This window comes from Pseudomonas sp. GW821-FHT11G12, assembly GCF_058808055.1.
The window spans coordinates 432663-456965 of sequence record NZ_JBXARH010000002.1; the positions used below are offsets into that span (position 1 = coordinate 432663).

Here is a 24303-nt window from a genome sequence, read left to right on the forward strand (position 1 = left end):
CCATGATCCATATCCCGAAAGCGGAATACAGCCGTCGCCGCAAGGCGCTGATGGCGCAGATGGAACCCAACAGCATCGCCATCCTGCCCGCCGCTGCGGTTGCCATTCGCAACCGTGACGTCGAGCACGTCTACCGTCAGGACAGCGACTTCCAGTACCTGAGCGGTTTCCCCGAGCCACAGGCGGTCATCGTCTTGATGCCTGGTCGCGAACATGGCGAATACGTGCTGTTCTGCCGTGAACGCAATGCCGAACGGGAACTCTGGGATGGCCTGCGCGCCGGCCAGGAAGGCGCGATTCGCGATTTTGGCGCCGACGATGCCTTCCCCATCACTGACATCGACGACATCCTGCCGGGCCTGATCGAGGGCCGCGATCGGGTGTATTCGGCCATGGGCAGCAACCCGGAATTCGACCGCCATCTGATGGACTGGATCAACGTGATCCGCTCCAAGGCGCACCTCGGCGCCCAGCCGCCGAACGAATTCGTTGCCCTGGATCACCTGCTGCACGACATGCGCCTGTATAAATCGGCGGCAGAAGTGAAGGTGATGCGCGAAGCGGCGCGGATTTCCGCCCAGGCCCACATCCGGGCGATGCAGGCCAGCCGCGCCGGGCTGTACGAGTACAGCCTCGAAGCCGAACTCGATTACGAGTTCCGCAAGGGCGGGGCGAAGATGCCGGCCTATGGTTCGATCGTCGCCGCCGGGCGCAACAGCTGCATCCTGCATTACCAGCAGAATGACGCGTTGCTCAAGGATGGTGACCTGGTGCTGATCGACGCTGGTTGCGAAATCGACTGTTATGCCAGCGACATCACCCGCACCTGGCCGGTCAACGGCAAGTTTTCCGCCGAGCAGAAAGCGATCTACGAATTGGTATTGGCCTCGCAGGAAGCGGCGTTCGCCGAAATCGCCCCGAACAAGCACTGGAACCAGGCGCACGAAGCCACGGTTCGGGTCATCACCACCGGGCTGGTGAAGCTGGGGTTGTTGCAGGGCGAAGTTGACGAGTTGATCGCGTCCGAGGCCTACAAGGCGTTTTACATGCACCGCGCCGGCCACTGGCTCGGGATGGATGTGCATGACGTCGGCGAATACAAGGTCGGCGGCGAATGGCGAGTGCTGGAAGTCGGCATGGCGCTGACCGTGGAGCCGGGCATCTACATCGCCCCGGACAATCAGAACGTAGCGAAGAAATGGCGCGGCATTGGCGTGCGCATCGAGGACGACGTGGTAGTGACCAAGAGCGGTTGTGAAATTTTGACCCACGGCGTGCCGAAAACCGTCGCCGAGATCGAAGCCCTGATGGCGCAAGCACGGACCTGCGCGGCATGAGTCGGGTCAATCTGGCAATCATCGGTGGTGGTCTGGTTGGCGCCAGTCTGGCGTTGGCCTTGCAAGCCGGGGCCAAGGCCCGTGGCTGGAAGATCGTGCTGATCGAACCGTTCGCCCCCGGCGACACCTGGCAGCCAAGTTACGACGCCCGTTCGTCGGCGCTGTCCTTCGGCTCGCGGCAGATCTATCAACGGCTGGGCGTGTGGCAGGAAATCTCCCGCCGCGCCGAGCCGATCAAGCAGATTCACGTGTCCGACCGTGGTCGTTTTTCCACCGCCCGACTGTCGGCGATGGAAGAGGGCGTCCCGGCGCTCGGTTATGTCGTTGAAAACGCCTGGCTCGGCCAGTGCCTGTGGCAGCACCTCGATAAAGAGGTGATCAGCTGGCGTTGTCCGGCAGAAGTCACCCGCATGGAACCGTTGCCCGACGGCTATCGCCTGACGCTCAACGATGAAACCACGGTCGAGTGCGATCTGGCGGTGCTCGCCGATGGCGGTCGTTCCGGTCTGCGCGAGCAACTGGGCATCAACGTGCGCAAACGCCCGTACAACCAGAGCGCGCTGATCGCCAACATCACCCCGAGTGAAGCGCACAACGGCATGGCCTTCGAGCGCTTCACCGACGAAGGCCCGATGGCGCTGCTGCCGCTGCCGGAGAACCGCTGCGCGCTGGTCTGGACCCGTCTGGGCATGGACGCGCAACGTCTGGCGGACCTGAGCGAGCGGGATTTCCTCAGCGAGCTGCAAGGCGTGTTCGGCTACCGCCTCGGCACCCTGAAACAGGTCGGCGCGCGGCATCTGTATCCGCTGTCGCTGGTGGAAGCCGAAGAGCAGGTGCGTTCGCATCTGGCCGTCCTCGGCAACGCCGCCCACAGCCTGCACCCGATTGCCGGGCAGGGTTTCAACCTGTCCCTGCGCGATGCCGATGCGTTGGCCGCCGCGCTGCTGGCCAGCGACAAACCGCTGGGTGATTTCGCCACGTTGCAGGCCTATCGCGAGCGCCAGCGCCTCGATCAGGACCTCACCGTCGGTTTCTCCGATCAGGTCACGCGCCTGTTCGGCAGCACCCAGCCATTGGTGTCGCTGGGCCGCAACATCGGCCTGCTCGGCCTCGATCTGCTGCCGCCGGCCAAGCGCTGGTTTGCCCGTCAGGCCATGGGGCTGGGGACGCGGCCGGATGCGTGAGTGGCTGATCAAACAGTTTGGCAAGGCGCAGCTGATGCGCTGGATCATGACGTTCTACCCGCCGTACTTCGGCGCCGGTGTCCGGGTGAAGCACATCAGCGATGACTTTCGCGACATCCAGGTCTCGATGGGCCTGGGCTGGTACAACCGCAATTACGTCGGCACCCAGTTCGGCGGCAGTCTGTATTCGATGGTCGATCCGTTCTTCATGTTGATGCTCATGGAAAACCTCGGCTCGCGGTACATCGTCTGGGACAAGGCTGCCGACATTGACTTCATTGCGCCGGGCAAAGGCCCGGTGTTCGCCCGGTTCAACATCGACGACACCCTGCTCGACGAGATCCGTCGGCAGACCGCCAGTGGCGAGAAATACCTGCCGCAGTTGCAGGTCGACATTCATGACGGCGCCGGCAACCTGGTGGCGCGGGTCGGTAAAACCCTTTACGTGCGGCTCAAGCCGCAAGCGAGACAGGCTTAAAGCATGGAAATGCGCGCAGATCTGCTGATTGTCGGAGCCGGAATGGTCGGCAGCGCCCTGGCGCTGGCGTTGCAGAACAGCGGGCTGGAAGTCCTGCTGCTCGACGGCAGCCCGCTGAGCGTCAAACCCTTCAATGGCGATGCGCCGTTCGAGCCGCGAGTCAGCGCGTTGTCGGCAGCCAGCCAGCGGATCCTCGATCGCCTCGGCGTGTGGGGCGGCATCGTCAACCGACGCAGCAGCCCCTACACCGACATGCACGTCTGGGACGGCAGCGGCACCGGGCAGATTCACTTCTCGGCCAGCAGCGTGCACGCCGATGTGCTCGGCCACATTGTCGAAAACCGCGTGGTGCAGGATGCCTTGCTCGATCGTCTGCATGATTGCGATCTGGGCTTGCTGCCCAATGCGCGGCTGGAGCAGATGCGCCGCTCCGGTGACGACTGGCTGCTGACCCTGGCCGATGGCCGCACCCTGCGCGCGCCGCTGGTGATCGCGGCGGACGGCGCCAACTCCGCCGTGCGCCGTCTGACCGGTGTCGCCACTCGCGAGTGGGATTATCTGCACCACGCCATCGTCACCAGCGTGCGCAGCAGCAAACCGCACCGTATGACCGCGTGGCAGCGCTTCACCGATCACGGGCCGCTGGCGTTTCTGCCGCTGGAGCGTGATGGTCGGCAGGACTGGTGCTCGATCGTCTGGTCGACCACGCCGAGCGAAGCCGAACGGTTGATGGCGCTGGATGAAGCAGATTTCTGCCGTGAGCTGGAACGCGCCTTCGAAGGTTGCCTCGGCGACGTCATCAGCGCCGATCCGCGTCTGTGTGTGCCGCTGCGCCAGCGTCACGCCAAACGCTACGTGGCCGAAGGCCTGGCGTTGATCGGCGATGCCGCGCACACCATTCACCCGCTGGCGGGGCAGGGCGTGAACCTCGGTTTCCTCGACGCTGCGGTGCTGGCCGAAGTGTTGTTGCAAGCGAACGAGCGCGGCGAACGCCTGGCGGACGTGAAAGTGCTGAGCCGCTACGAGCGCCGGCGCATGCCGCATAACCTGGCGCTGATGGCCGCGATGGAAGGCTTCGAGCGCTTGTTCCAGGCCGATCCGCTGCCGCTGCGCTGGTTGCGCAACACCGGGCTGAAAATCGTCGAGCAGATGCCCGAGGCCAAAGCACTGTTTGTGCGTGAAGCGTTGGGACTGACCGGGGACTTGCCGGCCCTCGCCAAGGCCTGACGAATGTCGTGCAACATCTGGTAACTCCTTGGGAAAGTGATCGATTGAGCTGGTAAATGTGAGTCCTTATCATTTGGGCCACTTTTCCCGACCGAGAGATCACTCCCATGTTGGCACCCCAGCGTCTTCTGACCGCACTGGCCCTGACCCTGATTGGCAGTACCGCCGCCCAGGCCGCCGATGAGGTGGTGGTCTACTCGTCGCGTATCGATGAACTGATCAAGCCGGTGTTCGATGCCTACACCGCCAAGACCGGGGTGAAGATCAAGTTCATCACCGACAAGGAAGCGCCGCTGATGCAGCGGATCAAGGCTGAGGGCGAGAACGCCACCGCCGACCTGCTGCTGACCGTCGATGCCGGCAACCTCTGGCAGGCCGAGCAGATGGGCATTCTCCAGCCGTTCACCTCGAAAACCATCGACGCCAACATTCCCCTGCAATACCGCTCGTCCACCCACGCCTGGACAGGTCTGAGCCTGCGTGCGCGGACCATCGCCTATTCCACCGCACGGGTGAAACCGGGCGAGCTGACCACCTACGAAGCATTGGCGGACAAGAACTGGGAAGGCCGCCTGTGCCTGCGTACGGCGAAGAAGGTCTACAACCAGTCGCTGACCGCCACCATGATCGAAGTCCACGGCGCCGAAAAAACCGAGAAGATCCTCAAAGGCTGGGTCAACAACCTGTCCACCGACGTGTTCTCCGACGACGTCGCGGTGCTGGAAGCGATCAACGCCGGCCAGTGCGACGTCGGCATCGTCAACACCTACTACTACGGTCGCCTGCACAAGCAGAAACCGGATCTGCCGGTGAAACTGTTCTGGCCGAACCAGGCGGATCGCGGTGTGCACGTCAACCTGTCGGGCATCGGTCTGACCAAACATGCGCCGCACCCGGAAGCGGCCAAGGCACTGGTCGAGTGGATGACCACGCCTGAGGCGCAGAAGATCTTTGCCGACGTGAACCAGGAGTTCCCGGCGAATCCGGCGGTGAAACCTTCGGAAGAAGTGGCGGCGTGGGGGCAGTTTGTGGCCGATACGTTGCCGGTTGAGGTGGCGGGCAAGCGTCAGGCCGAGGCGATCCGGATGATGGATCGGGCGGGTTGGAACTGACGTTGCGAGTCGAATCGCCGCAAGCGTGACGCGTAGCGTCACAGGATGTGTGCCCACGCAGAGCGTGGGCACATTCATTTAACGAGAGTCTTTCCTTGGCCCACCCCGCCCAACGTCGCTGGTACCCCATCGTCTTCGCCATCGCCGCGTTGGTGCTGCTCCCCCTCAGCGTGCTCCTGCTGTCATGGCAAACCATCGATCAACAGATCTGGTCGCACCTGTGGGAAACCCAGATGCCACGCCTGTTGGGCAACACCCTGACGCTGGTGCTCGGTGTCGGCATCGGCGTGACCCTGCTGGGCGTAAGCCTTGCGTGGCTCACCAGCCTCTGCGAATTCCCCGGTCGGCGCTGGCTCGACTGGGCGTTGATGCTGCCCTTTGCGATCCCGGCCTATGTGCTGGCGTTCGTGTTCGTCGGCCTGCTGGACTTCGCAGGTCCCGTGCAAAGCCTGTTACGCGAATGGTTCGGAACCGGCCTGCGTCTGCCGCGAGTGCGCTCCACCGGCGGGGTGATTCTGGTGTTGGTGCTGGTGTTCTATCCCTATGTTTACTTGCTGGCGCGCACCGCGTTCCTAGCGCAGGGCAAGGGATTGATGGAAGCCGCGCGAGTGCTCGGCCAGTCGCCGTGGCAAGCATTCTGGCGTGTAGCGTTGCCGATGGCGCGGCCGGCCATCGGCGCTGGCGTGGCGCTGGCACTGATGGAAACCCTGGCGGATTTCGGCGCGGTCTCGGTGTTCAACTTCGACACCTTCACTACCGCGATCTACAAGACCTGGTATGGCTTCTTCAGCCTGTCGAGCGCCGCGCAACTGGCCAGCCTGTTGTTGCTGGTGGTGATGCTGGTGTTGTACGGCGAGCGGCGCGCCCGTGGCGCGAACCGGGCAAGCAACGAACGACCACGGGTCAAAGCGCTATATCACCTGCGCGGGCCCAAGGCCTGGGCGGCGACCGGCTGGTGCGGTCTGGTGTTCGCCTGTGCGTTTGTCATCCCGGTGCTGCAACTGCTGGTGTGGTTCTGGCAGCGCGGGCGTTTCGATCTGGATGAGCGTTACGCCGGGCTGATTCTGCACACCCTGTATCTGGGTGGCATGGCGGCGTTGATCACGGTCAGCGTGGCGATGTTGCTGGCGTTCGCCCGACGTCTGGCACCGACCCAGGCGATCCGTTCCGGCGTCAGTCTGGCCAATCTCGGCTACGCCTTGCCGGGCTCGGTGCTGGCGGTGTCGATCATGCTGGCATTCAGTTATCTGGATCGTGAGCTGGTGATTCCACTCTCCGGCTCGCTCGGCGGTGCGGGCAAACCGCTGCTGCTGGGCAGTCTGGCGGCGTTGTTGATGGCTTATCTGGTGCGGTTCGTGGCGGTGGCCTACGGGCCGCTGGAAAGCAGTCTGGCGCGTATACGGCCCTCTTTGCCTGAAGCGGCACGTAGCCTGGGTGTCAGTGGGCCGCGACTGTTTTTCAAAGTGTATCTGCCGTTGCTGCTGCCCGGCACGCTCAGCGCCGCGCTGCTGGTGTTCGTCGATGTACTCAAGGAAATGCCCGCGACCCTGCTGATGCGCCCGTTTGGCTGGGACACGCTGGCCGTGCGGATCTTCGAAATGACCAGCGAAGGCGAATGGGCGAGGGCATCTTTGCCGGCGCTGACGCTGGTGCTTGTCGGGTTGTTGCCGGTGATCGGCCTGATCCGACGTTCGGCGCACAGAAACACTTAGTCGTCAGTCCTGAATCATGCGGCTACAATGCGCGGCATTCGGTGCGGTCCGTCTGACAGACCCTGTCGCTGAAATCGGCTGAAAGCCTTCTTCTACAGGGCTTTCAAACCGTGCAGCAGCGCTCCGCACCTTCGCCACGCCCGGAAGGAGAAACCCATGGGACAGCGTACGCCTCTGTATGACCTGCATCTCGCCCTCGGCGCGAAGATGGTCGATTTTGGCGGTTGGGACATGCCACTGCATTACGGCTCGCAGGTCGAGGAGCACCACGAGGTGCGTCGCGATTGCGGGGTGTTCGATGTATCCCACATGACCGTGATCGATGTCGCCGGCCACCAGGCCAAGGCCTGGCTCCAGCATTTGTTGGCCAATGACGTCGAACGCCTGCACAGCCCCGGCCGTGCGTTGTACAGCACCATGCTCAACGAGCGCGGCGGTATCGTCGACGACATGATCGTCTACCGTCTCGAGGACGGTTACCGACTGGTGGTCAACGCCTCGACCCGCGATCAGGACCTGGCGTGGATGCAGGCTCATCTCACCGGCTACGACGTGCAACTGCACGAGCGTACGGATCTGGCGATGCTCGCCATTCAAGGCCCCCATGCCCGGCACAAGATTGCCGAGCTGGTGACCCAGTCCCGTGCCAATCTGATCCAGATGCTCAAGCCTTTCGAAGGCCACGTCGACGGCGACTGGTTCATTGCGCGGACCGGCTACACCGGTGAGGACGGTCTGGAAATCGCCCTGCCGGCCGATCAGGCCCCCGGATTTTTCAACGATCTGGTGGGCGCTGGCATTTCTCCCATCGGCCTCGGTGCCCGCGACACCTTGCGGGTGGAAGCCGGGATGAACCTCTACGGCCAAGACATCCATCAAGACGTTTCGCCACTGGCTTCGAACATGGCCTGGAGCATCGCCTGGGAACCGGCCACGCGTCGGTTCATCGGTCGCGATGCGCTGGAAGCGGAAAAAACCGCCGGCGTGCAGCACAAACTGGTGGGTCTGGTGCTCGAGGAACGCGGGGTTTTGCGTGCGCATCAGGTGGTTCGTATCGCTGATGTTGGCGAAGGAGAGATCACCAGTGGTAGTTTCTCTCCTACGCTTAGCAAGTCGATTGCCCTGGCGCGTGTACCGATGGCGACTGCCGACCGCGCCGAAGTGGAAATCCGTGGCAAGTGGTATCCGGTACGAGTGGTCAAACCGACCTTCGTCCGTCACGGCAAAACCTTGATCTAACCTTTTCCGGCGGGCACGACCGCTGACAATTTCTTGAGGACACCGAGCATGAGCAACATCCCAGCCGAACTGCGTTTTGCCGAAAGTCATGAATGGGCGCGCCTGGAAGCCGATGGCACCGTCACCGTGGGCATCAGCGATCACGCGCAGGAAGCGCTGGGTGATGTGGTGTTCGTCGAGCTGACGGAAGTGGGTAACAAGTTTGCAGCTGAAGATCAGGCCGGTGTGGTGGAGTCGGTGAAAGCCGCTTCCGACATTTATTCGCCGATTGCCGGTGAAGTGATCGCTGTCAACGAAGAACTGAGCGCCTCGCCGGAACTGCTGAACTCCGACCCTTACGGCGCGTGGATCTTCAAACTCAAGCCAGATAACGCTGCGGACCTGGAAAAGCTACTCGACGCTGCCGCCTACAAGGCTGCCATCGGCGAATAAGCTTCACGCAACACCGCAAAGCCCCGATCCGTCGGGGCTTTTTTGTGGCCGCAGCTTTCAATCGCGCGGCTCAGGCGTTGCCCAACACCGCTTTGACCGCCGCCACCGAGCGCTCGACATCTGCCTTGGTCATGGTGGTGAACATAGGCAAGGACACAATCAGCCGCCCGACGCGCTCGGCCACCGGCAACATCCCCTCCTTGAAACCGCGCTCGCGGTACAGGCTCAGCAGGTGGATCGGCGGGTAGTGATAGCCGATGCCGACGCCCAGCGCCTGCATCTGCTCCATGAACGTGGCCCGCGCCGGCAAGCCGTCCTTGCGCTCCGGCAACACCAGCTGGAACAGGTGCCAGTTGCTGTTGGTGAAGTCGGCAGGTGGCAGTTGCGCGCCATACGTGGCTTCGAAGTCGTCGCCAAAGCATTTGAAGTAGTGGCGAGCCAGTTCCTGACGATGGGCGGTCAGCGCTTCGATGTGAGCGAACTGGCCGAGGCCGATGACGGCCGCCACATCGGTCATGTTGAACTTGCCACCCAGCACATCGACATCCAGACCGTCGAACCCGGTGCGGGTGACGCCTTGCAGGCGATATTTCTCCGCCAGACGCACTTCTTCCGGCGTATTCAGCACCAGGCATCCGCCTTCGGAGCAGGTCACGTTCTTGTTGGCCTGGAAGCTGAACGACACGAAATCACCGGTGGCACCGATGCGCTGGCCGTTCCAGCTCGAACCGAGTGCCTGCGCGGCGTCTTCGACGATGCGCAGGTTGTGTTTTTTGGCGATGGCGTACAGGCGCTCCATGTCCACCGGCAACCCGGCGAGATAGACCGGGATGATCGCCTTGGTGCGCGGGGTGATGGCCGCTTCCAGTCGATCCAGGTCGATGTTGCGGGTGACCGGGTCGATGTCGGCGAACACCGGTGTGGCCCCCACCTCAAGAATCACGTTGGCCGTGGCCACCCAGGAAATCGGCGTGGTGATCACTTCGTCCCCCGGGCCGATGCCGGCGATGCGCAGGGCGATTTCCATGGTGCAGGTGCCGGAGTTGAACGTGCGTACCGGGCGCCCGCCGAAATATTCCGACAGTTGCGCCTCGAAGGCCTGGACCTTCGGACCGCTGGTGATCCAGCCGGAACGCAGGACATCGCCGACGGCGGCAATGGTGGCTTCATCGATGACAGGTTTGGAAAACGGCAGAAACGGCTGTTGGCTCATGAGGATTCGATCATCCGAGGGTTGGGCGCGTGTTACAGGTGCCACAGCATGCCCCGTTCGGCCACCCGCCGCCAAGCCGTCCGCGACGGTATCGACTGCTATGCTGGTTTGACCGTGTTGCATTGACGCCGAGCCGCCAGCCAAGAGAGAGCCCGTCATGTCCCAGTTGCCATCCCTGAGCCAGTTACGCGACCCCCATGCCTTCCTGCGCCGTCACCTCGGCCCCGATGCCGCCGAGCAGCAGGCGATGCTCGACAGCCTGGGCCTCGGCAGCCGGATCGAACTGATCGAGCAGACTGTCCCGCCCGCCATCCGCCTCAACCGCGAACTGGACCTGCCGCCCGCGCTGGACGAGCAAGCAGCCCTGGCGAAACTGCGCGGGTACGCCGAACAGAACCAGGTCTGGACCAGCCTGATCGGCATGGGGTACCACGGCACCCTCACGCCGACGGTCATTCTGCGCAACGTGCTGGAAAATCCCGGCTGGTACACCGCCTATACGCCCTATCAACCGGAGATTGCCCAGGGCCGGCTCGAAGCGTTACTCAACTTCCAACAACTGACCATCGACCTGACTGGCCTGGAGCTGGCCAACGCCTCGTTGCTCGATGAAGCCACTGCGGCCGCCGAGGCCATGGCGCTGGCCAAACGCGTGGCGAAGTCGAAGAGCAATCTGTTTTTCGTCGACGAAAACTGTCATCCGCAAACCATTTCCGTGGTGCAGACCCGCGCCGAAGGCTTCGGCTTCGAGCTGATCGTCGACACGGTGGATAACTTGAAGCAGCACCAGGTGTTCGGCGCGCTGCTGCAATACCCCGACACTCACGGCGAGGTCCGCGACCTGCGTCCGTTGATCGATCACCTGCATGCGCAACAGGCGCTGGCCTGTGTAGCGGCTGACCTGCTGAGTCTGTTGTTGCTGACACCGCCGGGTGAACTGGGCGCCGATGTGGTGTTCGGCTCGTCCCAGCGTTTCGGTGTGCCGATGGGTTACGGTGGGCCGCACGCGGCGTTTTTCGCCAGTCGCGAAGAGTACAAACGGGCGATTCCCGGGCGGATCATCGGCGTGTCGAAGGACGCTCGCGGGAACGTGGCGCTGCGCATGGCCCTGCAAACTCGCGAGCAGCATATTCGCCGGGAGAAGGCCAATTCGAACATCTGCACCGCCCAGGTGTTGCTGGCCAACATCGCCAGTTTTTACGCGGTCTATCATGGGCCGCAAGGGCTGAAGCGGATCGCCCAGCGCGTGCACCGGCTGACCTGCATCCTCGCCGCCGGCCTTGAGCGGCATGGCATCAAGCGCATCAACGAGCACTTTTTCGACACACTCACCCTGGACGTCGGCGGCGCGCAGACCGCGATCATCGAAAGCGCTCAGGCCGCGCAGATCAACCTGCGGATTCTCGGTCGCGGCCATTTGGGCCTGAGCCTCGATGAAACCTGTGACGAGAGCACCGTCGGCAAACTGTTCGATGTACTGTTGGGCGTCGATCATGGGCTGAACGTCGAGGAACTCGATGCCGAAGCGTTGGTATCCGGGATTCCTGACAACCTGCAACGCAACTCGCCGTACCTGCGCCACCCGGTGTTCAACGCCCATCACAGCGAAACCGAGATGTTGCGCTACCTCAAGCAGTTGGAGAACAAGGATCTGGCGCTCAACCAGTCGATGATTCCGCTCGGCTCCTGCACCATGAAACTCAACGCCACCAGTGAAATGATCCCGATCACCTGGCCGCAGTTCGCCAACCTGCACCCGTTCGTGCCCCGAGAGCAGGCCGTTGGATACACGTTGATGATCGAAGAGCTGGAGCGCTGGTTGTGCGCGATCACCGGGTTCGATGCGATCTGCATGCAGCCCAACTCCGGTGCCCAGGGCGAATACGCCGGGTTGCTGGCGATCCGCAAATACCACGAAAGTCGCCAGCAGGGCGGGCGCGACATCTGCCTGATTCCGTCCTCGGCCCACGGCACCAACCCGGCCTCGGCGCAGATGGCCGGGATGCGGGTGGTGATCGTCGAGTGCGACGAGGCGGGCAACGTTGATCTGGATGACCTGAAATCCAAGGCATCCGAGGCGGGAGACAAGTTGTCGTGCCTGATGGCGACGTATCCGTCGACCCACGGCGTGTACGAGGAGGGCATCAGCGAAATCTGCGAAGTTATCCACAAGCACGGCGGTCAGGTGTACATGGACGGTGCCAACCTCAATGCCCAGGTCGGGCTCGCGCGGCCGGCGGACATCGGCGCCGACGTTTCACACATGAACCTGCACAAGACCTTCTGCATTCCCCACGGCGGAGGCGGGCCGGGCATGGGGCCAATCGGCATTCGCGCGCATCTGGCGCCGTTCGTCGCCAATCACCCGGTGGTGCCGATCGACGGGCCGCAACCGCAGAACGGCGCGGTGAGCGCAGCGCCCTGGGGCAGTGCGAGCATTTTGCCGATCAGCTGGATGTACATCGCCATGATGGGGCCGCAACTGGCGGACGCCAGCGAAGTGGCGATCCTCGCGGCGAATTACCTGGCGCAGCATCTGTCCGGCGCCTTTCCCGTGCTCTACACCGGGCGCAATGATCGGGTGGCCCACGAGTGCATTCTGGATCTGCGGCCGCTTAAAGCGCAGACCGGCATCAGTGAGGAAGACATCGCCAAACGCCTGATGGATTACGGCTTCCATGCGCCGACCATGTCGTTCCCGGTGCCGGGCACCTTGATGGTCGAGCCGACCGAGAGTGAGTCCAAGGCCGAACTGGACCGCTTCATCGGCGCCATGTTGAGCATCCGCGCGGAAATCACCGAAGTGCAAAACGGCAACTGGCCGGCCGAGGACAATCCGCTCAAGCGTGCGCCGCATACGCTGGCCGATGTCACCGGCGTCTGGGAGCGGCCTTACACTATTGAGCAGGGCATCACGCCGGATGCGCATACCAAGGCGCACAAATACTGGCCGGCGGTGAACCGGGTGGACAACGTCTATGGCGACCGCAACCTGTTCTGCGCGTGTGTGCCGGTGGATGATTACCGCTGATTGGCGGGCAAAAAAATGCCGCTCATGTGAGCGGCATTTTTTTGGGCGAAAGGTTTATTCCGATGCTACGGCGTTCTTCGCCAGGATCGCGTTCGCCAGTTCCATGTCCGTCGCTTGCAGGCCCGGGTTGTCGGCGCGGACTTTCTGCATCGCGGCTTCCAGGTACGGGCCACGGATGCCGCCATCGCTGGCAACGAAACTGCCGGCGTCATCCTGGGCGGCGACGATCAGCTTGTGATCCTTGAAGGTCAGGTACGTCGAGCCAGTGGTGGCGCCGGACGAAATGACGTTACGCCAAAAGCTGTCGGCCATCGCTGAACCAACGGGAAGGGACAGCAGGGCGAGGGTGGCGACAGCAAGTTTGAGACGCATGATGGGTGACTCCACAGGGGGTTGAACTGAGACCTTGGATCGCCATTTACCCTGTCGAGTTCCATGGCGGCTCAAGTAGCGCTAGAGGCGCGGTCACTTGTTTGAGACCATGCCCCCTGATTTTTTCGCAGGGATGCAATCGTGGGTGTTATCGCGCTGATTTACGGGGTGATGTGGACGGTGCTGATGGGCGCGTTCATCGGCCTTCCTGGCCTTTTGATCATGCTCTGTGTTCCGCCATGGCGCAGGGCGCTGCTGCGCCATCCGCGCAAATTTGCTGTCCTGATGCTGGTCTGTGTCAGCGTGGTTGGGTTTACCTTGTTTCAGGTGGCGGTCAGTTATCGGGAAAACAAGCTCCTTAATCCGAAACTGGAGGATGCCGTTCAAGTTCAGGGTCTGAATTTTCCTGCCGGCACCCGGTTGCACCTGAGATCAGCCGAACCGCTGGACGGGAGCGGCCAGCCTCAGGTCTATGGACTGGCCAACCTGCGGGGTGCCGAGTTTGCTGTACCGCATACCATCAAGGGAATGCGAGTTTCTACCCTGCAGATGATTCTCCCGTTGGCAGTAAATTTGAAGCTCGTCGGGGATCAAGAGGTGGAGGGCTGGCCCTGTCGCGGAGGGAGTTGGGTTCATCTGGGCTTCGGCGAGCATACCCGGTTTCAGCCGGAGCATTGGCAGTTCAGCGATTGTCAGTTGGTGGCTGGTACGAAAATCGCCGGGCTGAACTGGCCGGACTCCAGCCAGCTCTACAAGCTGGACACCGGCTACGCTGTTACCCATTTTCGTTCGACATCCACGGTTTTCATCGACGGCATTGAACTGGCGAACGTGAGCGTCCGCCTGGATCCGCAGCGCACGCTCGTGCGTTGGGAGGGGAACCTGAAGAGCCCGCTGACCCTTGGCGAGTGGACGTACCCTCAAGGAATGAGTGTGCAACAGAACGCGCCATCCACATTGATATTCAGTGCGGACGAATACTACACCGGACGAAACCTGCACTCCGGCAAGAAGCTGGGTCCCGGCCAGTCGATTGAGCAGCACAGGCTGGACGGCTCCGAGCTATGGATCAAACCCAGCACCGAGGTTGAGGGGTTTGACCGGTAACCGGGCTATTTCTGTTCGCTTTGCGGAGTGACCCGCAACACCTCCTCGATAGTCGTCAGCCCCGCCGCGACTTTCTGCGCGCCGGACAGCCGCAGGCTGCGCATGCCCTCCTTGAAGGCCTGGCGCCGGAGCGCCGTCAGATCGGTATCCGGGCTGATCAACGCCTTGATGCTGTCGGTCAGTTGCATGATTTCGTAGACCCCGGCACGACCGTGATAACCGGTGTCGCGGCACTCGAGGCAACCGATGGCCCGTTGTGCGTTGCCCGGCAGCGGCGCCTGCCACGGCCGGGTCAGGGTTTGCCAGTCTTCCTCGCCAATGGGCAATGGCGCCTTGCAGTGCGGGCATAACGTACGAACCAGGCGCTGGGCCATGACCCCGAGCACCGTGGCCTTGATCAGGTAATGCGGCACGCCGAGTTCCAGCAGGCGGCTGATGGCGCTCGGTGCATCGTTGGTGTGCAGGGTTGATAGCACCAGGTGCCCGGTCAATGCAGCCTGGATCGCCATTTCGGCGGTCTCCAGGTCGCGGATCTCGCCGATCATGATGATGTCCGGGTCCTGCCGCATCAGTGCCCGTACGCCGGCGGCAAAGGTCAGGTCGATGTTGTGCTGCACCTGCATCTGGTTGAAGGCCGGCTCGACCATCTCGATCGGGTCTTCGATGGTGCAAAGGTTGATTTCCGGGGTCGCCAGTTTTTTCAGGGTGGTATAGAGCGTGGTGGTCTTGCCCGAACCGGTCGGCCCGGTCACCAGAATGATGCCGTTGGGCTGGCGGGTCATGTCCTGCCAGCGGCGCAGGTCGTCGGCGGAAAACCCGAGCTGATCGAAATCCTTGAGCAGTACTTCCGGGTCGAAGATCCGCATCACCATTTTTTCGCCGAACGCGGTGGGCAGCGTCGACAGGCGCAACTCGACCTCGCCGCCGTCCGGGGTCTTGGTCTTGACCCGGCCGTCCTGGGGTTTGCGCTTCTCGGCGACGTTCATTCGGCCAAGGCTTTTCAGGCGACTGACAATCGCCATCGTCACCTGCGGCGGAAATTGATAGACGTTGTGCAGTACGCCGTCGATACGAAAGCGCACCGTGCCTTGCTCGCGGCGTGGTTCGATGTGGATATCGCTGGCCCGTTGCTGGAAGGCGTACTGGAACAGCCAGTCGACGATGTTGACGATGTGCGCGTCGTTGGCGTCCGGCTCCTGATCGCTGGCGCCGAGGTTGAGCAGTTGTTCGAAATTGCCGAGGTTGCTGCCCGGCTGGTCGGCGTTGCTGGCGCCGCTGACCGATTTGGCGAGACGAAAGAACTCGACGCTGAAGCGCTGGATGTCCACCGGGTTGGCGACGACCCGTCTGATCGGCAGTTTCAGCACGTGGGTCAGGTCGGCTTCCCAGCCATTGACGTAGGGCTGGGCGCTGGCGACGGTCACGGCATCGCGGTCGACCGACACTGCAAGGATCCTGTGGCGCTGGGCGAAGGCGTAGGACATCAGCGGGGTGATGGCGGCGACGTTGATCTTCAGCGGATCGATCCGCAAATACGGTTGGCCGGCCTGCTGCGCCAGCCACAGGGTCAGGCTTTCCAGGTCCAGGTGTTTGCCCGGCCGGCTGAGGTCGTCCAGTTGCTGGCCGGCGATGAATTCCAGCGGGTGCACCTGCCCGTGGGTTGCATGCCGGCGGCGCGCATTCAGGGCGTGCTCGGCGGAGTCCTGGCTGATGAAGCCCTGGGCGACCAGTTCACGCAATACATCATTGAGATCCAGCCAGCGGTCCTGAGTGGCGAGTTGAACGGACATGCGGGCTCCTTTTGAACGACAGTTCGCAAAGGATAGTCGTGGCCCCGTAGACCGTTGGGCCACTACCCGACAAAGGCGTTTCCGCTTTTGTCAGCCTGCCGCCTGAGTGGGCGCATCCCACGCCGCGTCGGGGTTTTGCAGGTTCACCGAGCAGACGTTGATCAGGTTACGAAGTTTTTCCGCGATCACCTGGGCGCGATGCCAGCTCAGGCCACCCATGATGATGTCGATGGACAGCAGATCGTCCAGACGCTGGACGCTGACCTGCTCCGGGGTGAGGAACTGCAAGGCGAACAGGTTCAGCACTCGCACCAGCAAATCCGGCTCGGCCTCGGCCAGTATCTGGTACTGCGCAAGGCAATGGGCGTTGTTGACGTTCCACACATCGGCACGGGGCGCTGGGGTGTTGACGGCTTCGAGGTGTGGCATGGCAGGTCTCCGGAATCAGTGGAGGAATTTTTACATCCGATGCTGGGCATTTCTTGTCTAAGATGAGCTGATCAGGCGATTGATAAGGCAGATCGATTCGCTGTTGGCTGATTTTGAGGATTATTTATGCACAGTGAGCTGGACAGCTACGACCGGCGCATTCTCGCCCTGCTGCAAGAGGACGCTTCCTTGTCCAGCGCACAGATCGCCGAACAGGTGGGCCTGTCGCAGTCGCCGTGCTGGCGGCGGATTCAGCGGATGAAGGAGGAGGGGATCATTCGTGGTCAGGTGACCTTGCTCGATCGCAAGAAAATCGGCCTGAACACGCAGATCTTCGCCGAAATCAAACTCAACGCCCACGGCCGTTCGAACTTCACCGAATTCACCGAGGCGATTCGCGGCTTTCCCGAGGTGCTGGAGTGTTACGTGCTGATGGGGGCGGTGGACTTTCTGTTGCGGATTGTCGCGGCGGACATCGAGGCGTATGAGCGATTCTTCTTCGAGAAGCTGTCGCTGGTGCCGGGGATTCAGGAGGTGAACTCGATCGTGGCGCTGTCGGAGATCAAGTCGACGACAAGCCTGCCGGTATTGCGATGATGATCGTTCCCACGCGTGGGAACGATCATCATCCGGGGATTACATGCGCAGCAGCATTTTCCAGGCGCGGTTCTGGTAAACCGCAATCGCCTGATGCTTGCGCGCATCGAGCAGTTCATCCGTGATGGTCGGCTCGTTGGCCAGTTGCGCCAGTTTGTTCAGCTCGCCGTACAGACGATCCATTTCCGGGATCTCCAGCACGCTGCGCGCGTGGTGCAGCCAGACCTGGATGCGCTCGATGCGCGGCAGTTGCTCGGCCAGATCTTCCGGCTGCTGCTGATAACGCTGCAATTGCAGCGAAGTGGCTTCTTCGCCCAGCAGGCGCGGCAACCAGCTGCCCAATTGCGCAGCGCCCTGGCGATTGCCACGGGTGTTGCGGTCGGCCGCCCAGGTGCGGGCCAGCAACCAGCGCGACGTGTTCAGCGAGAACAGGCCCCAGCGCGGGTCTTCCAGTTCTTCGAGGAACTGCTCCGGCGCGGCTTTGCGCACGTCTTCGTCTTCAATACCGACCTGTACCAGTGGACGCCAGTCTTCCAGCAAGGCGTCCAGTGCAACGCGCAGGTCGTGGGTCGACTGACGCGGTGCGGCCTGGCCGAGGCTGCTGAGCAGGGCGCGCATTTCCGCGAGGTTCTCGACCCAGTCCTGCAGCAGGCGCCAGTGGCCGTTGAAACGATACTGTTCGGCCAGACGCTGGCTGCTGCCGAGCAAGTGCCAGCTCAGGGCGGCGAAGGCATCGTCCAGCGGGGTTTCAGCGGTGATGGCCGGCGCCGGCAGGCTCAGCGAATAGCTGTTGGCGTCGTACAGGCGATAGCCGCGCTCGGCCTTGCTGATGTCGCACGGCATCAGGGCCAGGGTTTCGGCCAGTTCGGCGGCCAGTTCCAGCAACGCGGCAGGCTCGCCTTCGCGCAGTTCCAGTTCCAGCTCGCAGATTTCTTCTTTCTGTTTGCCGACTACCACGTGGCCCAGGTCCAGCGCGGCTTCGATGACCACTTTGGTCTTGCCACGGCCCCAGGCGATTTCGGCGCGCTCGCGGACGAAATCGGTGGTGAAGATCGGCTTCAGGGTTTTCTTGTCCAGCTCGGCGAGGGACTCGGGCCAGCATTCGCCGTCGAGTTTCTTCACGTCGAGCTTGGCTTTGGGCAGGTTCCAGTCGTACTCGTTACGCTCGGACAGACCGGCAACACTCTGGCCACGGGTCTTGAGGGTCTGAATCACTTCTTCGCCGTCCTTGCGCAGGCGCAGGGCAACCTTGGCCCGGGCCAGGTCACGCTCGGGCGTGTCGAAGTACTGGTTCATCAACTCACGGCGTTCCCAGCCACTTTTGTTGCGTTTTTTCAGGAGAGGGTGCTCGCGCAGGGCGGCGAGAGTTTCGCGGCTGACGCGGAGTTTGATTTCGGTTTCTTTCTGCATGGCCGGAAAATCCAGGATCGGGAGCGCAGCCGGGGGAATGTGTGGCTGCCAAGGCCGTGCAGTGTACAGGACTCAAACTTCCTACGCCTTGCGGCGGTTTATTCTCGGCGCCGGATGGTTCTATGATGGACTTCAATCCGGGAGTTGGAGTCAGCGATGCCTTTGCCGTCCATGCAAGACCAGTTCGCTGCACTGATCGCCGTGCCGTCGGTCAGTTGCACCCAGCCGAGCCTCGATCAGTCCAACCGGGCAGTGATTGACTTGCTCGCGGGTTGGCTCGGTGATCTGGGCTTCAGCTGCGATATCCAGCAGGTCAGCCCCGGCAAATTCAACCTGCTCGCCAGTTTCGGCAGCGGCCCCGGCGGGCTGGTGCTGGCCGGGCACAGCGACACGGTGCCCTACGACGATGCGTTGTGGAAAACCGATCCGCTGAAACTCACCGAAGTCGACGGCCGCTGGGTCGGCCTCGGCAGTTGCGACATGAAGGGCTTCTTCGCCCTGATCATCGAAGCCGTGCAACCGCTGCTCGACCAGCCGTTCAGGCAACCGCTGCTGATCCTCGCCACCTGCGATGAAGAAAGCTCGATGTCCGGCGCCCGGGCGCTGGCCGAAGCGGGGCGGCCACTGGGCCGGGCAGCGGTGATCGGTGAGCCGACCGGGCTCAAGCCGATCCGCATGCACAAGGGCATCATGATGGAGCGCATCGACATCCTCGGGCAGAGTGGCCATTCGTCGGATCCACGCCTGGGGCACAGCGCCCTCGAAGCGATGCACGACGCCATCGGCGAACTGCGTGGCCTGCGCCTGCTGTGGCAACGCGAATTCAACAACCCGCAGTTCAGCGTCCCGCAGCCGACCATGAACTTCGGTTGCATCCATGGTGGCGACAACCCCAACCGCATCTGCGGTCAGTGTTCGCTGGAGTTTGATCTGCGGCCGTTGCCGGGAATGGACCCGAAGGTCCTGCGGGCCGAGATCCTGCGCAAGCTCAACCCGGTCGCCGAACGCCATCAGGTGAAGATCGATTACGCACCGCTGTTCCCCGAAGTACCGCCGTTCGAGCAGTCCGAGGACGCCGAACTGGTGCGAATTGCCGAAAAACTCACCGGCCACACGGCCGAAGCGGTAGCGTTCGGCACCGAAGCGCCTTATCTTCAGCGCCTTGGCTGCGAAACCATCGTGCTCGGCCCCGGCGACATCGCCTGCGCCCACCAGCCGGACGAGTACCTTGAAATGTCACGTTTGCAGCCTACCGTGCATCTATTGCGGCAGTTGATCGAACATTACTGTCTCAAAGCTGTATAAATTGCCGTCCGGCCAACCCGTATTCATGAGGAGAGCGCGCGTGTCGCCAAGCCTGTTCCGACGATAACCATCAGCCCGCTGTGCGTTTTCCGTTTCGCCCTTTTTCCGGCTGCTATTTATTACAGGCCCAGGTTCATGCCCGAATACGTCAATTGGCTTCGTCACGCGTCCCCTTATATCAATGCCCACCGCGACTGCACCTTCGTCGTCATGCTGCCCGGCGACGGCGTGGAGCATCCGAATTTCGGCAACATCGTCCATGACATCGTGCTGCTGCACAGTCTCGGCGTGCGGCTGGTGCTGGTCCACGGCTCCCGTCCACAGATTGAAACCCGTCTCGCTGCTCGCGGCCTGACCCCGCATTACCACCACGGGATGCGCATCACCGATGCCGCGACGCTGGAGTGTGTGATCGACGCGGTCGGCCAGTTGCGCATCGCCATCGAAGCACGGCTGTCGATGGACATGGCCTCGTCGCCGATGCAGGGCTCGCGCCTGCGAGTGGCCAGCGGCAATCTGGTGACCGCACGGCCGATCGGCGTGCTGGAAGGTGTCGATTATCACCACACCGGCGAAGTGCGCCGGGTCGACCGCAAGGGCATCAATCGTCTGCTCGATGAGCGCTCCATCGTGCTGCTGTCGCCGCTGGGTTACTCGCCGACCGGTGAAATCTTCAACCTGGCCTGTGAAGACGTCGCCACCCGCGCCGCCATCGATCTGGGCGCCGACAAACTGCTGCTGTTCGGCGCCGACCTCGGTCTGATCGACGAAAACGGCAAACTGGTACGCGAACTGCGTCCACAACAGGTGCCGGCGCATTTGCAGCGTCTGGGCAGCAACTATCAGGCGGAACTGCTGGATGCCGCCGCCGAAGCCTGCCGTGGCGGCGTAGCGCGTAGCCATATCGTCAGTTATGCCGAGGACGGCGCGCTGCTGACCGAACTGTTCACCCGTGACGGTGGCGGTACGCTGGTGGCCCAGGAGCAATTCGAGCGGGTGCGCGAGGCGGCGATTGAAGACGTCGGCGGCTTGCTCGACCTGATCAGTCCGCTGGAAGAGCAGGGGATTCTGGTGCGCCGTTCGCGCGAAGTGCTGGAGCGTGAGATCGAGCAGTTCAGCGTGGTCGAGCGTGAAGGGATGATCATCGCCTGTGCGGCGCTGTATCAGATTGCCGATTCGGATGCCGGTGAACTGGCGTGCCTGGCGGTGAACCCGGAGTACCGCCATGGCGGTCGCGGCGACGAATTGCTCGAACGCATCGAGACTCGTGCCCGGGCACAGGGCCTGAAGACTCTGTTCGTTCTCACCACCCGCACCGCCCACTGGTTCCGCGAGCGCGGCTTCGAGCCGAGCAGCGTCGAGCGCCTGCCGGCGGCGCGGGCTTCTCTCTATAACTATCAGCGCAACTCGAAGATCTTCGAAAAAGCCCTGTGATCTGCAATTGCCCCCACGCGACTCGTGGGGGCATCTCCTTTACTCAGCGACAAACTTCGCACTGACATACGGCGAGTAGTCGGGCAGTACGCTTTCGACCTTGCCCTGTTCCTTCAGGAATTTCGCCGTTTCGCCAATCGCCTTCGCCGTGCCGCCGTCCAGCAGCGCAGTGGTCTGTTGCGCCTTGGCATCGGGGAACGCCGAACCTGCGAGCAATTCCGGGACATCGGCGGCGTTGGCACCGGTCAGTTTGGCGATTTTCTGCACCGGTACCGAGTCGGCCGTCCAGCTGTCTTTATGGGCGGCATAGTCGGCGAACGAGTCCAGAGTCACCTTGGCGAATTTGGCCACGACTTCCGGGTGCTTCTCGGCAAAGTCCTTGCGCGTTACCCAGACTTCGAAGGTCGGCGCGCCCCACTGGCCGACCTGCGCGGCATCGGTCAGGGTCTTGCCGGTCTTGCGGATCTCGCCCAGCGCCGGTGACCAGACAAAGGCACCGTCGATGTCACCGCGTTTCCAGGCCGCCGCGATTTCCGCAGGTTGCAGGTTCACCACTTTGACTTTCGAGGTGTCCAGGCCCCAGTGCTTGAGCGCACCGAGCAGGCTGTAGTGGGAGGTGGAGACGAACGGGGTGGCGATGGTCTTGCCGATCAGATCCTCGGGCTTGTTGATACCGCTGCCGTTGCGAACGACCAGGGCTTCGGCGGCATTGATCTGTGCCGAGACGATGAACGCGACAATCGGCAGGTTGCGCGAAGCGGCGGCAGCCAGCGGGCTGGAACCGAGGTTGCCGATCTGTACGTCACCGGAGGCGATGGCTGTCACAACTTCCGGGCCACTGTTGAAACGGCGCCAGTCGATTTTCTCGCCGATGGTCTTCTCGTAAACGCCATCGGCCTGAGGGACTTTGCTTGGATCGATGCCGGTCTGGTAGCCGACAGTGAGGTTGGCGGCGTGGGCTGAGAAAGAAATCAATGCCGATACAAAAACTGTAACAAATTGACTAGATAGTGCGCGTTTGGCCATGATGGCGTCGCCTTTTCGATAGGGTTTGACGAATCGGGGTTTCGCCAAAGCTAAACGATCTAAAAAAAGGCTAATAAATACCATTTAGGAATGAGCTTAGTCGCCGATACGCTGTATCCCGGTGCAGATGGCCATTACAGAGCCATATACCCGAATGGTATGAAAAAGAATGAATAAATTCTTTTTGGGTTTATCAGGAAATCTTTACCCTGCAAGGACCAAATAACTGCGATTAGACCTTGGTCGTAGACACACAAGGTTACGATTGACTTGTCAGTCACGGTCTGGCGCTAATCGCGCATCTTAGGATCCAGGGGCATCAGACCCCGGACCAGGAACACAAGAATTAGAAACGAGAGGAGCGATACATGAACAAGTCCACCTTGGCCCTGGCCGTGGCCGTAGGGGTTATTGCGCAGCAGGCAGGCGCAGCCGGTTTCATCGAAGACAGCAAGGCCACCTTGGGGCTGCGTAACTTCTACATCAACACCGATAACCGCGATGGCACTGGTCCGAACAAGAACGAAGAGTGGGGCCAAGGCTTCGATCTGCGTTTCACCTCGGGTTACACCCAAGGTACCGTTCAGTTCGGCGTTGACGCTATCGGCCTGTACGGCGTGCGTCTGGACTCCAGCCCGGCTACCAGCGGCAACTCCGCAGGTACCGCTTCGGGTGGCACTGTTTTCCCAAGCGACGGCAACCGTGCTGTGCATGACTTCGCCAGCCTGGGCGTGACCGGCAAGGTCAAAATCTCCCAGACCGAACTGAAGGTCGGTACTCTGCTGCCGAACAACCCGGTCATCAAGTACAACGATGGTCGTCTGCTGCCACAAACCTTCCAGGGCGAAGCGATCACTTCGAACGAGATCAAGGACCTGACTCTGACTGCCGGTCAGGTTGAGGCCGTGAAGGGTCGTAACTCCAGCAACAACGAAAACATGTCGATTGCTGGTGCGAACGCTGGTTCGAACTACGACAAAGGCGTGTTCAGCAACAAGTTCTACTACGCCGGTGCTGACTACAAGCTGACCAAAGACCTGACCGCCTCGTACTACTACGGCGAACTGAAAGAGTTCTACTCGCAGAACTTCCTGGGTCTGGTACACAACTGGGCAATCGGTCCAGGCGTACTGAAAAGCGACCTGCGTTACTACCGCAGCCGTGACAACGGCAACAACGGCGACACTCCTGCCTACTACACCAGCGGTTTCTACGGCGGCAAAACCGTCAAGGGCAAGGTCGACAACGATCTGTACAGCTACCTGGCTCTGTACTCGGTTCAAGGTCACACTTTCGGTGCTGGCTATCAGTACACCAAGGGTGACAGCGACTTCCCTTGGCTGAACCAGGGTGACGGCTCGTCCAACAGCACCATCACCGACATGCAGATCCAGAAGTTTGCCCGTGCCGGCGAACGTACCTGGCAAGCTCGCTACGCTTATGACTTCGCGAAAGTCGGCGTGCCTGGCCTGACCGCCGGTGTGATCTACCTGCGTGGCGATAACATCGACACTCCGGTCGGCGAAAAAACCGAGTGGGAACGTGACATCACCGTTGGCTACGTGATTCCGGAAGGCCCGCTGAAGAACCTCGGCGTTGCCTGGAAGAACGCCATGTGGCGTACCGATCTGGCGAGCACTCGCTCCCAGGACGAAAACCGCCTGATCGTCAGCTACTCGATCCCGCTGCTGTAATAGCGCTCAAGTAACCGACGTAAAAAAGCCCCGTCCGGCATCGCGCCGGACGGGGCTTTTGTGTTTTCGGGTCAGGCCCACCCCCGTAGACCTTTCCCGACATTTCCCTCTTTGCAGCAACTCAAGGCCTTCTCGAACCTTGGGGCCGATGTTCGGCGCGTTGCCGGCAGGCGT

General features: G+C 61.9%; 20 protein-coding genes. 14 read left to right on the top strand and 6 right to left on the bottom strand.

All coding sequences use genetic code 11. The features are described from left to right. Window positions 1-2: 2 nt before the first annotated feature. The 8 genes from pepP (at window position 3) to gcvH (ending at window position 8721) form a co-directional block, all read left to right on the top strand. A complete protein-coding gene (pepP, locus tag AC1RR7_RS09730; protein ID WP_192559255.1) occupies window positions 3-1337 on the top strand; it encodes a Xaa-Pro aminopeptidase in 1335 nt (444 codons plus the stop codon). Continuing rightward, window positions 1334-2521: a 2-octaprenyl-6-methoxyphenyl hydroxylase gene (gene ubiH / locus AC1RR7_RS09735; RefSeq protein WP_007951808.1), complete on the top strand. Its 1188-nt coding sequence runs from the start codon at window positions 1334-1336 to the stop codon at window positions 2519-2521. Before pepP ends, ubiH begins: the two co-directional genes overlap by 4 nt. Next, window positions 2514-2999 carry a DUF4442 domain-containing protein gene (locus AC1RR7_RS09740; protein WP_102619639.1) on the top strand — a complete coding sequence of 162 codons (486 nt, stop codon included), beginning with the start codon at window positions 2514-2516 and terminating at the stop codon, window positions 2997-2999. Before ubiH ends, AC1RR7_RS09740 begins: the two co-directional genes overlap by 8 nt. 9 nt (window positions 3000-3008) lie before the next feature. Further along, window positions 3009-4226, top strand: a complete 1218-nt coding sequence (locus AC1RR7_RS09745; protein WP_493157431.1) for a 2-octaprenyl-3-methyl-6-methoxy-1,4-benzoquinol hydroxylase — start codon at window positions 3009-3011, stop codon at window positions 4224-4226. A gap of 107 nt (window positions 4227-4333) precedes the next feature. Beyond that, on the top strand, window positions 4334-5338 hold the full coding sequence (locus AC1RR7_RS09750; protein ID WP_096817428.1) for an extracellular solute-binding protein: 1005 nt from the start codon (window positions 4334-4336) through the stop codon (window positions 5336-5338). 95 nt (window positions 5339-5433) lie between these two features. Further along, window positions 5434-7050, top strand: a complete 1617-nt coding sequence (locus tag AC1RR7_RS09755) for an ABC transporter permease (RefSeq protein WP_493065655.1) — start codon at window positions 5434-5436, stop codon at window positions 7048-7050. Window positions 7051-7206: 156 nt separating this feature from the next. Further along, window positions 7207-8289 (top strand): glycine cleavage system aminomethyltransferase GcvT, encoded by a 1083-nt coding sequence (gcvT, locus tag AC1RR7_RS09760; protein ID WP_096817431.1) that lies wholly within the window; start codon window positions 7207-7209, stop codon window positions 8287-8289. 48 nt (window positions 8290-8337) lie between these two features. Then, entirely contained in the window at window positions 8338-8721 is a 384-nt protein-coding gene (gcvH, locus tag AC1RR7_RS09765; RefSeq protein WP_493157240.1) for a glycine cleavage system protein GcvH, read from the top strand. A gap of 70 nt (window positions 8722-8791) precedes the next feature. On the opposite strand, the gene AC1RR7_RS09770 is transcribed toward gcvH, so the two are convergent. Further along, a complete protein-coding gene (locus AC1RR7_RS09770; RefSeq protein WP_493157242.1) occupies window positions 8792-9934 on the bottom strand; it encodes a DegT/DnrJ/EryC1/StrS family aminotransferase in 1143 nt (380 codons plus the stop codon). A gap of 157 nt (window positions 9935-10091) precedes the next feature. On the opposite strand from AC1RR7_RS09770, the gene gcvP reads away from it, so the two are divergent. After that, window positions 10092-12965: an aminomethyl-transferring glycine dehydrogenase gene (gcvP, locus tag AC1RR7_RS09775; RefSeq protein WP_493157244.1), complete on the top strand. Its 2874-nt coding sequence runs from the start codon at window positions 10092-10094 to the stop codon at window positions 12963-12965. A gap of 54 nt (window positions 12966-13019) precedes the next feature. Here gcvP and AC1RR7_RS09780 read toward each other — a convergent pair whose 3' ends face one another. Then, entirely contained in the window at window positions 13020-13340 is a 321-nt protein-coding gene (locus tag AC1RR7_RS09780) for a DUF2388 domain-containing protein (RefSeq protein WP_169843014.1), read from the bottom strand. A 138-nt stretch (window positions 13341-13478) separates the two neighbouring features. On the opposite strand from AC1RR7_RS09780, the gene AC1RR7_RS09785 reads away from it, so the two are divergent. After that, the gene (locus AC1RR7_RS09785; RefSeq protein WP_493157246.1) at window positions 13479-14444 is read left to right on the top strand and encodes a hypothetical protein; all 966 of its coding nucleotides are present in this window, start codon (window positions 13479-13481) and stop codon (window positions 14442-14444) included. A 5-nt stretch (window positions 14445-14449) separates the two neighbouring features. Here AC1RR7_RS09785 and tfpB read toward each other — a convergent pair whose 3' ends face one another. Beyond that, window positions 14450-16234 (bottom strand): type IV pilus assembly ATPase TfpB, encoded by a 1785-nt coding sequence (gene tfpB / locus AC1RR7_RS09790; protein WP_493157248.1) that lies wholly within the window; start codon window positions 16232-16234, stop codon window positions 14450-14452. A 90-nt stretch (window positions 16235-16324) separates the two neighbouring features. Then, entirely contained in the window at window positions 16325-16663 is a 339-nt protein-coding gene (locus AC1RR7_RS09795; protein ID WP_493157250.1) for an ACT-like domain-containing protein, read from the bottom strand. A 126-nt stretch (window positions 16664-16789) separates the two neighbouring features. Here AC1RR7_RS09795 and AC1RR7_RS09800 point away from each other — a divergent pair, with 126 nt between their 5' ends. Then, window positions 16790-17260, top strand: coding sequence for an Lrp/AsnC family transcriptional regulator (locus AC1RR7_RS09800; RefSeq protein ID WP_007951785.1), 471 nt, complete (start codon window positions 16790-16792; stop codon window positions 17258-17260). Between the two features lie 39 nt (window positions 17261-17299). On the opposite strand, the gene AC1RR7_RS09805 is transcribed toward AC1RR7_RS09800, so the two are convergent. Continuing rightward, window positions 17300-18670 (bottom strand): CYTH domain-containing protein, encoded by a 1371-nt coding sequence (locus AC1RR7_RS09805; protein WP_493157252.1) that lies wholly within the window; start codon window positions 18668-18670, stop codon window positions 17300-17302. 156 nt (window positions 18671-18826) lie between these two features. Here AC1RR7_RS09805 and argE point away from each other — a divergent pair, with 156 nt between their 5' ends. Together argE and argA are read left to right on the top strand one after the other, a co-directional pair. Further along, entirely contained in the window at window positions 18827-19975 is a 1149-nt protein-coding gene (gene argE / locus AC1RR7_RS09810) for an acetylornithine deacetylase (protein WP_493157254.1), read from the top strand. Window positions 19976-20110: 135 nt separating this feature from the next. Continuing rightward, complete coding sequence (gene argA, locus AC1RR7_RS09815; RefSeq protein WP_102619648.1) at window positions 20111-21409, top strand: amino-acid N-acetyltransferase; 1299 nt, start codon at window positions 20111-20113, stop codon at window positions 21407-21409. A 39-nt stretch (window positions 21410-21448) separates the two neighbouring features. On the opposite strand, the gene tauA is transcribed toward argA, so the two are convergent. After that, window positions 21449-22438, bottom strand: a complete 990-nt coding sequence (gene tauA / locus AC1RR7_RS09820) for a taurine ABC transporter substrate-binding protein (RefSeq protein ID WP_493157433.1) — start codon at window positions 22436-22438, stop codon at window positions 21449-21451. A gap of 365 nt (window positions 22439-22803) precedes the next feature. On the opposite strand from tauA, the gene AC1RR7_RS09825 reads away from it, so the two are divergent. Further along, window positions 22804-24129 (top strand): OprD family porin, encoded by a 1326-nt coding sequence (locus AC1RR7_RS09825; protein WP_102619649.1) that lies wholly within the window; start codon window positions 22804-22806, stop codon window positions 24127-24129. Window positions 24130-24303 lie beyond the last annotated feature (174 nt).